This window comes from Flaviflexus sp., assembly GCF_052087705.1.
Classification (GTDB): domain Bacteria; phylum Actinomycetota; class Actinomycetes; order Actinomycetales; family Actinomycetaceae; genus Flaviflexus; species Flaviflexus ciconiae.
The window spans coordinates 271,246-280,756 of the sequence record NZ_JBQCYC010000001.1 but is presented as its reverse complement, the minus strand read 5'-3'; the positions used below and the strand labels follow the sequence as shown (position 1 = coordinate 280,756).

Here is a 9,511-nt window from a genome sequence, read left to right as displayed (position 1 = left end):
CTCATAAATCTAGGCCCCCAACCAACCCACCGTCAAATTATTTTCGGGTGACCCTAGTTACTGATCTGGGTCACTCATTATTAAGGCCCTGTTTACTCCGGGACGTGAAGAACGGGGCCCCGATGGGACCCCGTTCTTGACATCGCTTTTGATTACTCGAAGCGCGACATGATGATCTCACGGACCTTGCCAGCATCGGCCTGGCCGCGCGTCGTCTTCATGACTGCACCGACGAGAGCGCCGGCTGCCTGGACCTTGCCGCCGCGAATCTTTTCAACAACATCCGGGTTTGCTGCCATCGCATCGTCAACTGCTTTTTCTAGGGCAGAATCGTCGGAAACGATTTCGAGTCCACGCGTGGCAACAACTTCGGTGGGTGTTCCCTCTCCTGCCAGGGTGCCGTCAAGCGCCTGGCGGGCGAGCTTGTCGTTGAGCTTGCCGGACTGAACGAGTCCGTCGAGCTCGGCAACATCTGCTGGCGCGACGGGTGCCTGGTCGAGTTCGATTCCCTGCTCGTTGCAGTAGCGGGCAATGACACCGGTCCACCACTTGCGGGCGGCTGCCGGCGTAGCACCTGCCTTGACGGTGGCTTCCACAATGTCGAGCGCCTGAGCATTAACGAGGTCGCGTAGCTCGAGATTCGAGATCTCCCATTCCGCCTGAAGACGGCGGCGCTTGGCGTTCGGCAGTTCTGGAAGGGACTGGCGGATATCTTCTACCCATTCCCTCGAGGGGGCGACGGGAACAAGGTCCGGCTCTGGGAAGTAACGGTAGTCGTCAGCATCCGACTTCTCACGACCGGAGGACGTGGAGCCATCCTCGTCGTGGAAGTGACGGGTTTCCTGAGTGATAGTGCCGCCGTCGGACAGGACCTTGCCCTGCCTCCTCATCTCGTACGTCACGGCCTGCTCGATAGCGGTGAAGGAGTTGACGTTCTTCGTTTCGGTACGGGTGCCGAGAGGCGACTCGGGAGTATCGCGAAGCGAGAGGTTGATGTCGGCACGGACGTTACCCCTCTCCATCCTTGCTTCAGACACCTCGAGCGCACGGAAGATATCGCGCAACGTGCGAACGTATGCGGCCGCAACCTCGGGGGCGCGTCCCCCGGTGTTGGGGATGGGGCGGGTGACGATCTCGACCAAGGGAACGCCAGCACGGTTGTAGTCGACGAGGGAGTACTCGGCTCCCTGGATGCGACCGGATCCGCCGACGTGGCTGTTCTTGCCAGCGTCTTCTTCCATGTGCGCGCGCTCGATGTCGACGCGAACGACGGTTCCGTCTTCGAGCTCGACGTCGACCCAGCCGTCGAAGGCGATAGGCTCATCGGACTGGGAGGTCTGATAGTTCTTCGTCAGGTCCGGGTAGAAGTAGTTCTTCCGGGCGAAGCGACACATCTCCGCAATGGAGCAATTGAGAGCGAGCCCTATTTTGATCGCGTATTCAACGGCCGTGCGGTTGACGACCGGGAGCGATCCCGGCATGCCCAGCGACGTGGGGGTCACGAGGGTGTTCGGTTCGTCGCCGAATGCGTTCGGCGCACCATCAAACATCTTGGTTTTCGTGCCGAGCTCCACGTGGACCTCAATGCCGAGGACCGGGTCGAAGCGCTCGACGACCTCGGAGAATTCAAGAAGTTCAGTCATCAGTTGTTCTCCCACTCCTTCGCGGGGCACGAGCCCGCAATCTCACCGGCGCTGGCTTCAACGGCAGCGGCAACTTCGTACATCAGATCATCCCGGTAGGCCGGGGCCAGGATCTGGAAGCCAACAGGCATTCCTTCGGAAAGCCCGCACGGAACAGACAGACCGGGTGTACCCGCAAGGTTCGCGGGGATTGTTGCCAGGTCGTTAAGGTACATCGCCATCGGGTCATCGATCTTCTCGCCGAACTTGAACGCCGTGGTCGGCGCGGTCGGGGTCACGAGAACGTCGACCTTCGAGAATGCTTCATCGAGATCCCGCTGGACAAGGGTGCGAACCTTCTGGGCCGCACCGTAGTAGGCGTCGTAGTTACCGGACGACAGCACGTGTGTGCCGAGAATAATGCGGCGCTTGACCTCAGCACCAAATCCCTGGCCACGGCTTTCTGCCATGACGCGCTCGGCGGTGACCGGACCGGTCTCGGGATCCGCCCGAAGCCCGAACCTCATGCCATCGAAGCGTGCCATGTTGGAGGAGACCTCCGCCGGCATGATCAAGTAGTAGGCAGACAGCGCGTACTCGAACGAGGGCAGGGAGACGTTAACGACCTCCGCGCCGGCATCCTCAAGCCGCTTAACAGTCGCTTCAAATTCCGCCTTAACTCCGGGCTCGAAGCCATCTGCCGAAAGCTGCTCGACGATGCCGATCTTCAGGCCCTTGACCCTGTCCGCGCCCACCTGGGCAACAATGTCTTCAAAGGCGGGAACCTCGACATCGAGTGACGTCGAGTCAAGTTCGTCGTGCCCCGAGATAACCTCCTGCAGTGCGGCAGCATCGGCAACCGTGCGAGCAACGGGCCCAACCTGATCCAGCGATGAAGCCATGGCGATGAGACCGTAGCGGGAGACGGCCCCGTAGGTGGGCTTCACGCCAACCGTTCCGGTGACGGAACCGGGCTGACGAATCGAGCCACCGGTGTCCGAACCGAGGGCGAGGGGAACCATGAACGCGGAGACGGCCGCGGCGCTACCGCCACCGGAGCCACCTGGGATCCTCTCCGTGTCCCACGGGTTCTTCGTGGAGCCGTAGGCGGAGAACTCGGTGGACGAACCCATCGCGAATTCATCCATGTTCGTCTTGCCGACGATCGGCATGCCGGCGTTCTTGATCTTCGTAATCACGGTGGCGTCGTAGGGAGGCAGCCAGCCTTCCAGCATCTTTGAACCGCACGTGGTTGGCATGCCGCGGATAACGAGGTTGTCCTTGATGGCGATGGGAATGCCGGCAAGGCGTCCCAGCTTCTCCCCCGCCGCGCGCTTTTCGTCGACCTCGCGGGCCGTTGCGAGAGCACCTTCTTCGTCGACGTGCAGGAACGCAATAATCGTCGGGTTGTGCGCCTTGATCCGGTCCAGGCTGGCCCTGGTCAATTCAACAGAGGTGATTTCTCCAGCCGCCATCATGTCGGCAAGTTGAAGAGCCGTCTTTGTCAGCAGTTCACTCATGCTTCCTCCCCCAGGATCTGCGGGACGAGGAACCGTCCGTCTTCGCTTGCCGGGGCCTGCGCGAGGAATTCCTCGCGGTCGAGGGTTTCGACAACCTCGTCCTCACGCATGACGTTCGTCAGCGGAATCGGGTGCGAGGTGGCGGGAACTTCGGGGGTTGCAACTTCGGAGACCCGCGCAACGGCATCGGCCACAGCGGCCAGTTCGCCAGCGAAACGCTCGATCTCCTCCTTGGACAGGGCTATGCGTGCGAGCGACGCCATGCGGGCGACCTCGTCAGTAGAAAAAGAGGACATGGGGTCAGTCTAATGCCCACAGCACTCCATCGTGATCCAACGTCCGAGAACGAGGCGAGCAACACGACCGACCACTTTCCCACCGCGCAGTTTCCCGCGACCATCTTCACGCTTCTTTAACCGGATGCGCGATTCCGTAACCTGACCGGACCCGTCTAACTTTCCGGCGGGATTCCGCGCAGAACGCTTCGGGGATTCAGTATCGCCCTCTTTTTCGGTCTACGGCCCGCTTGTAGGGACTGCGCCGTCGGCTTTCCGTACAATGCTTGACATGAAGAGATTCTCGATGCCGTCGGCCGAGCGCCTGTGGTCTGGCGCGAAGACGGCACTGGCCGTCACAGTGGGGCTTCAAATAACAGCTGTCGGCATTGTTACGGCAATCGATGAGCGCAGGAAACGCCGTGAACCTCCCACGGGCGAGTTTCCTCATTTCAAACCGAAGACCTCCGCGGTTACAAACACCGATGTGACAACCTATACGTTCGGGCACGACCTGTATGACGCGATGCTCGAAGACATTAATAATGCGACGGAGTCCGTCTACTTCGAGACCTATATCTGGAAGGCCGACGACATTGGCAAGCGGTTCCGTGAAGCCATCATCAACGCCGCCAAGCGAGGTGTTTCAACATACGTCATTGTTGACGTGTTCGGGAACCTCAATCAGGATCCCCGCTTCCGCTACTTCCCGAAAATAGACCACCTTCACGTGCTCCGCTTCCCGTTCCTGCACCCGGGTCGGTTCCTCGGCCTGATCCGCCACTCCGGGCTGGATCACCGCAAGCTCCTGATCGTTGACTCAAAGATCTCCTATATTGGCGGATACAACATCGGTCAGCTCTATGCCGATCACTGGCGTGATACTCACATCCGGCTCGAGGGCCCGCAGTCATGGGAGCTTGAGAACGCCTTTGTCGACATGTGGAACTCGCACCGTCCTCGGCGGGAGAAGCGCCTGACCGACAGGGGAACAACGGACTGGAGCTCCCGACTGAGAGCAGTTCAGAACCTGCCCTCGAGGCTTTCCTACCCGATCCGTTCGATCTATCTGGACGCACTCGACCGCGCAGCGTCCCACGCGTGGATCACGATGGGTTACTTCATCCCTGACCGTGACCTTCAGGAAGCCCTGATCGCTGCCGCAGAGCGAGGCGTCGATGTCCGCGTTCTACTCCCGGAGTATTCAAACCACATTGTTGCTGACTGGGTGGGACGTCCCTCCTATGCGGCACTGCTCGATGCTGGGGTTCGTATCTTTCTCTTCCAGGGAGCCATGGTTCACTCCAAGACAATGACCGTGGACGGCAAGTGGTCAACGGTTGGTACGGCTAACATCGATGCACTGTCGATGCGCGGGAACTACGAGATCAACGTGGAGCTATATTCCGATTCCCACGCGAGCCTTATGGAAAAGATCTTCAAACTCGACCTAACAAATACCCGGGAACTCACGACCAAGGAATGGCAAAGCCGTCCGTTCCTCGCCCGAGTCCTCGAGCGTATCCTCCGTCCGCTCGGCATCATCCTTTAGCCAGCTTCAACAGCTGAGAACTCCGTCTTCCCTGTGGTTCTCGGACCATTCAGTTCTCAAATCTGAACGTCTCGACCCTCCTCCCCAACCGGGGCAAGAGGGTCGAGGCATTCTGCCGATTCTCGCGGCAGGTCGGCGACCGGATCGAAGAGAAATTCCATCCAGCCGGTTCTTCACCTACTCGGCTACGGCCTCCGGCCCGCCGGCAAGCAGTGCCGTGAACTCATCCTCATCGAGAATCCGCAGTCCAAGTTCTTCCGCCTTGGTGGCTTTCGATCCAGCGCTCTCACCAACTACGACATAGCTGGTGTTTTTGGAGACCGATGAGGAGGCCTTACCACCGCGGGCAATAATTGCTTCCTTCACGGAATCCCGCGTGTAATTCTCCAGGGATCCGGTGGCCACGATCGTGAGACCCGCAAGTGTTTGGGGCAACTCTTCAGCGGCCTCGTCTTCCCACACCACACCAGCGGCTCGCCACGACTCGACGATCTCGCGGTGCCAGTCGACCTCGAACCAGTCGCGAATTGATTCGGCGATTGTCTGGCCAACGCCATCGACAGTTGCAAGTTCTTCCGAGCTTGCTTCGGCTATCGCATCGAGGGAACCGAAGCGTGAAGCAAGGGTCCGCGCCGCCGTCGGGCCCACGTGCCGAATGGACAGGGCGACAATCTTGCGCCATAGGTCCTTCGACTTTGCCGTGTCAATTTCCCGCATGAGAGTCTCGGTTGTCTTCGAAGGAACCGATTTCTTCTTGACGTTGCCTTCCCTATCAACGGTCGGCTTTGTCCAGGCGGCACGTGCGTAGCGGTAGTCCCCAAGGAATTCTCCCTTGACGCGGTGCTCACTCCACACGAAGACGTTCTTCAGGTCCTCCGCCGTCAGGTCGAACAGGCCCGCTTCGTTTTCAAGTACCGGGTTCTGCTCTTTCGGGATCCCCAACGCTTCGAGTATTCCCGGATGGATTTGCCCGGGGGTAGGTTCACCGAACTCGGCAATCGCGTCCTTCGCAACTCTGGAGGAAAGCGAAACTTTTCTGCCATCAATTGTCAGGTTGTGGCCGGCAATCAGGGAGGCAATTGCGGCTTCCCTGCGAGCATCGGGATTGGTCAGCATAAGAGCTGTTTCGTCACCGAGCGCCTCGATATCAAGGGCACCGCGGGAGCCAACATGAGCAAGTCTCTCGGTGAGCTGGGCAGGGCACGACTTTGCGTTCGGGCAACGCCAGTCGGCCTCCCCTTCCTTGCTTGGCGCCAGCACCGAGCCGCAGGCCGGGCACTCGGCCGGCATAACCCATTCTTTTTCGTCTCCAGTGCGGAGCTGATAAACGGGGCCGACAACCTCGGGGATGATGTCACCCGCCTTGCGAAGGACAACGGTGTCACCGACCAGGACGCCCTTGCGGGCAACCTCGGAAGGATTGTGGAGGGTTGCCTGGGAGACGGTCGAGCCGTCGACCAGGACCGGCTCCATGATGGCGTACGGAGTAGCGCGGCCGGTGCGGCCCACCTGAACACCGATTTCAAGAAGCTTCGTGTGCACCTCTTCGGGCGGGTACTTGTAGGCAAGCGCCCATCGGGGCACGCGGGACGTGTAGCCGAGTTCGCGCTGCATGGCACGGCTGGCAACCTTGATAACGGCACCGTCCATGCCGTGGATGAGATCACCGCGTCTGGTTCCCAGATCGTCAATAAAACCAAGGGCAGCATCGAGGCCCGTGACCGCCCGCGTGTAGGGAGATACCGGGATACCCCACCCTGCCATCCGCTCGTACACTTCAAGCTGGTTCTCGACCGGAGTGGTGGAGCCTTCCACAGCACCGATGCCGTGGGCGATGAAAGACAGTGGGCGCGACGCGGAGACCGCCGGATCCTTTTGGCGGAGGGAACCCGCCGCAGCATTGCGCGGATTTGCGAATGTTCGCAGGCCTTCTTCTTCCAGCCTCCGATTGAACACCGTAAAGTCTTCGAGCGGAATGAAGATTTCCCCGCGGATTTCAATAAGGTCCGGATATCCCTCACCGGTCAGTTCCTGGGGAACGACGGAGATCGTGGCGACGTTCGCGGTAACATCCTCACCGGTTGTGCCATCCCCGCGAGTAGCGGCCTGAACGAGCCGGCCGTTCTCGTACCGGAGATTCACAGCGAGTCCGTCGATCTTGGCTTCGCAGACAACCTCAACATCGGAGGTCGCCATTCCTTCCTCCCGAGAGACTCGCTGGAACCAGGCTTTCACTTCGTCCCGGTCGAACGCGTCCTCGAGCGAGTACATGCGTTCCCGATGTACGACAGGTGAGAATGTTGCCGGGGAATCGGCGCCTTCTTCTCCGCGATCTCCTTCCTCAATAACCGCACCGACAACGCGGGTGGGTGAATCCTGGGTGTTGAGCTGAGGATAGAGTTCCTCAATCCCCCTCATTTCCCGAATGAGCTTGTCGTATTCGGCATCCGACAGCGGCGATTCGCCCATCTGGTCTTTGTAGTAGGCGGTCTGTGCGGGCCGGAGGATGTCAGCCAGTTCGTTCCAGCGCTCAGCGGCTTCGGAGAAGTCTTTCGTGGTCACGCAGATAGCTTAGCGCGGCCACCTGCCGGGCGCGGGGCAAGAATTGGCGAACGAACCGGCCAAGGGACGTGTGGACGCGGTCGCACTGTTGTCGTATTCGCTACTCCACTAGGCTGTTTCACATGTGCGGACGCTATGCAACCTTTACTCGTCTTGATGAGCAGCCCGGCCTATTTGACCTCGATGTCATCACCGAGAACGTGGCGGCACGCCCGCAGAACTGGAATGTTGCCCCAACAACCGGTGTGCCGATCATTGTTGAACGGTACGACGACGGACTATCACGGGAAGCTCACCTGGCACACTGGGGTCTGCTCCCGCCGTGGGCGAAAGATAAGTCGTTCTCCGCGAAGATGATTAATGCGCGAAGCGAGACGGTTGCGGAGAAGAAGTCGTTCGCACCATCGCTGAAGAAACGTCGTTGCATTGTTCCGGCCGATGGCTATTACGAGTGGAAGAAGGTGGGGAGCGCAAAGCAGCCCTACTACATCTCGCGTACCGACGGTCAGCCCCTTGCCTTCGCTGGCCTCTACTCGTGGTGGAAGGACGGCGACGCCTGGCTGTTGTCAACAACAATCATCACGAAGGCCGCCGAACAACTGGCCGATATTCATGAACGCGTCCCGGTCATCCTTGACCAGGAGGACTTTTCAGACTGGCTCGATCCTCAGGAGGAAAACCCCGACGCGGCCCTCGAGATCATTTCCCACCCGAACCCCGATCTCAACGCCATTCCCGTCCGCAAGGACGTCGGCAAGGTCGGTGTGAACAGCCCCGAGAACATCGTCGAGATCCCAGCCGAGGACGTTATCGGCTAGTGCAGAACACGACCTCCGCCCATGACAATAACGTGACCGGTGAAGGCACCCGTCAAGGCACTCGAATAAAACGAGCCCGGGCGCATGGATATAGCCACCATGTGCCTGGGCCCGTGCAATAAAATTGATTCTCTCGACAGCGTCTGGCACCGAGCCCGACATGTCGGCCCACGGTGCCGAACCTGCGCAAAGCGCTTAGTTCAACGTGCGCTTAGAAAGCCCTTTGTTCAACGTGCGCTTAGAAGCCATCACCGTCGGCAAACTGTCTGCGGCGGACGGCTATGAGGGCGATGCCAACGAGAACCGCGAAGAGAATGATCGCACCCAGGGCGGCAATGTTGAGGAAGTCGGTTGAGATTACGGCGCCGCCGATGAGTAGAACCTGGAGGGTGATGGCGGGGCCGGTGGCCCAGCGAACGTCTTTCCAGACGGCAATAGCGATGCCACCAAGCATGAGGCCGACGATCAGCATGAAGATGCCGAGGGTCGTTTCGCTACCGTCTTCGGTGACGACGGTTTCTCCCGACAAGCCCGAGACCAGCACTGTTATCGACCAGATGCACAAAACAAGCGCTTCGAGGCCCACCCCAATTGCCGCAATTGTCTCCGTACGCATCGACTTTCCATTGAGCATGTGCCAATAGTACCGTCACGACGCTGTGACTGAATGCACCGGTGTTGAACGTCAAAAAACTCTTTACCGTTCGCGATCCCCATGACAAGGTAATGAACTAGATGTTCATCCGGTGTTTACAGACGCCGGATCTTTAAGGAGACGATTATCTATGGATTGGCGCCACCGCGCGGCTTGCCTCACCGAGGACCCCGAGCTCTTCTTCCCGATTGGCAACTCGGGTCCAGCTCTCGCTCAGGTTGAGCAGGCCAAGGCCGTCTGCAACCGGTGCGAGGTGCGCGACACCTGCCTGAAGTGGGCTCTTGAAACCGGCCAGGATGCTGGTGTCTGGGGTGGCATGTCCGAAGAGGAGCGTCGCTCCCTCAAGCGTCGCAACGCCCGCGCTCGCCGCGCTTCCTAACACAAAGCTTTCGAGGAAGTGGGGGCCCGGTAAGCTGGTCGCCCCGTCTGTTTTTGTTTTTTAAACAGCACACACCCCCCCCCCCCAAGCAGGGTTAAAAACACCTAACAAAAATGAGCACCCGCCCC

The 9,511-nt window shown here is 59.6% G+C and carries 8 protein-coding genes; 3 read left to right on the top strand and 5 right to left on the bottom strand.

What is annotated here, in order from left to right:
* Window positions 1-152: 152 nt before the first annotated feature.
* The 3 genes from gatB to gatC are packed head-to-tail and all read right to left on the bottom strand — an operon-like array spanning window position 153 to window position 3,438.
* Window positions 153-1,643, bottom strand: a complete 1,491-nt coding sequence (gene gatB, locus ACTHUY_RS01300; RefSeq protein WP_441677334.1) for an Asp-tRNA(Asn)/Glu-tRNA(Gln) amidotransferase subunit GatB — start codon at window positions 1,641-1,643, stop codon at window positions 153-155.
* On the bottom strand, window positions 1,643-3,142 hold the full coding sequence (gatA, locus tag ACTHUY_RS01295; RefSeq protein WP_441655746.1) for an Asp-tRNA(Asn)/Glu-tRNA(Gln) amidotransferase subunit GatA: 1,500 nt from the start codon (window positions 3,140-3,142) through the stop codon (window positions 1,643-1,645). Before gatA ends, gatB begins: the two co-directional genes overlap by 1 nt.
* Entirely contained in the window at window positions 3,139-3,438 is a 300-nt protein-coding gene (gatC, locus tag ACTHUY_RS01290) for an Asp-tRNA(Asn)/Glu-tRNA(Gln) amidotransferase subunit GatC (RefSeq protein ID WP_126703855.1), read from the bottom strand. The genes gatA and gatC overlap by 4 nt, the downstream gene beginning before the upstream one ends.
* Before the next feature lie 271 nt (window positions 3,439-3,709).
* Between gatC and ACTHUY_RS01285 the strand changes: the two genes are divergently transcribed.
* Window positions 3,710-4,969, top strand: coding sequence for a phospholipase D-like domain-containing protein (locus ACTHUY_RS01285; RefSeq protein WP_441677332.1), 1,260 nt, complete (start codon window positions 3,710-3,712; stop codon window positions 4,967-4,969).
* A 177-nt stretch (window positions 4,970-5,146) separates the two neighbouring features.
* Here the strand turns inward: ACTHUY_RS01285 and ligA are convergent, their stop codons facing one another.
* Window positions 5,147-7,531 (bottom strand): NAD-dependent DNA ligase LigA, encoded by a 2,385-nt coding sequence (ligA, locus tag ACTHUY_RS01280; RefSeq protein ID WP_441677331.1) that lies wholly within the window; start codon window positions 7,529-7,531, stop codon window positions 5,147-5,149.
* A gap of 122 nt (window positions 7,532-7,653) precedes the next feature.
* On the opposite strand from ligA, the gene ACTHUY_RS01275 reads away from it, so the two are divergent.
* Window positions 7,654-8,349 carry an SOS response-associated peptidase gene (locus ACTHUY_RS01275; RefSeq protein ID WP_441677329.1) on the top strand — a complete coding sequence of 232 codons (696 nt, stop codon included), beginning with the start codon at window positions 7,654-7,656 and terminating at the stop codon, window positions 8,347-8,349.
* A 238-nt stretch (window positions 8,350-8,587) separates the two neighbouring features.
* Here ACTHUY_RS01275 and ACTHUY_RS01270 read toward each other — a convergent pair whose 3' ends face one another.
* Complete coding sequence (locus ACTHUY_RS01270) at window positions 8,588-8,983, bottom strand: hypothetical protein (protein ID WP_126703858.1); 396 nt, start codon at window positions 8,981-8,983, stop codon at window positions 8,588-8,590.
* Between the two features lie 151 nt (window positions 8,984-9,134).
* Here ACTHUY_RS01270 and ACTHUY_RS01265 point away from each other — a divergent pair, with 151 nt between their 5' ends.
* Entirely contained in the window at window positions 9,135-9,383 is a 249-nt protein-coding gene (locus ACTHUY_RS01265) for a WhiB family transcriptional regulator (protein ID WP_126703859.1), read from the top strand.
* The last annotated feature ends 128 nt before the right edge of the window (window positions 9,384-9,511 follow it).

What these genes read in the sequence shown, in the direction of transcription:
- ACTHUY_RS01285 (WP_441677332.1), top strand. Translation starts at nt 3,710, where the DNA reads ATGAAGAGATTCTCGATGCCGTCGGCCGAGCGCCTGTGGTCTGGCGCG.
- ACTHUY_RS01275 (WP_441677329.1), top strand. Translation starts at nt 7,654, where the DNA reads ATGTGCGGACGCTATGCAACCTTTACTCGTCTTGATGAGCAGCCCGGC.
- ACTHUY_RS01265 (WP_126703859.1), top strand. Translation starts at nt 9,135, where the DNA reads ATGGATTGGCGCCACCGCGCGGCTTGCCTCACCGAGGACCCCGAGCTC.
- gatB (WP_441677334.1), bottom strand. Translation starts at nt 1,643, where the DNA reads ATGACTGAACTTCTTGAATTCTCCGAGGTCGTCGAGCGCTTCGACCCG.
- ACTHUY_RS01270 (WP_126703858.1), bottom strand. Translation starts at nt 8,983, where the DNA reads ATGCTCAATGGAAAGTCGATGCGTACGGAGACAATTGCGGCAATTGGG.
- gatA (WP_441655746.1), bottom strand. Translation starts at nt 3,142, where the DNA reads ATGAGTGAACTGCTGACAAAGACGGCTCTTCAACTTGCCGACATGATG.
- gatC (WP_126703855.1), bottom strand. Translation starts at nt 3,438, where the DNA reads ATGTCCTCTTTTTCTACTGACGAGGTCGCCCGCATGGCGTCGCTCGCA.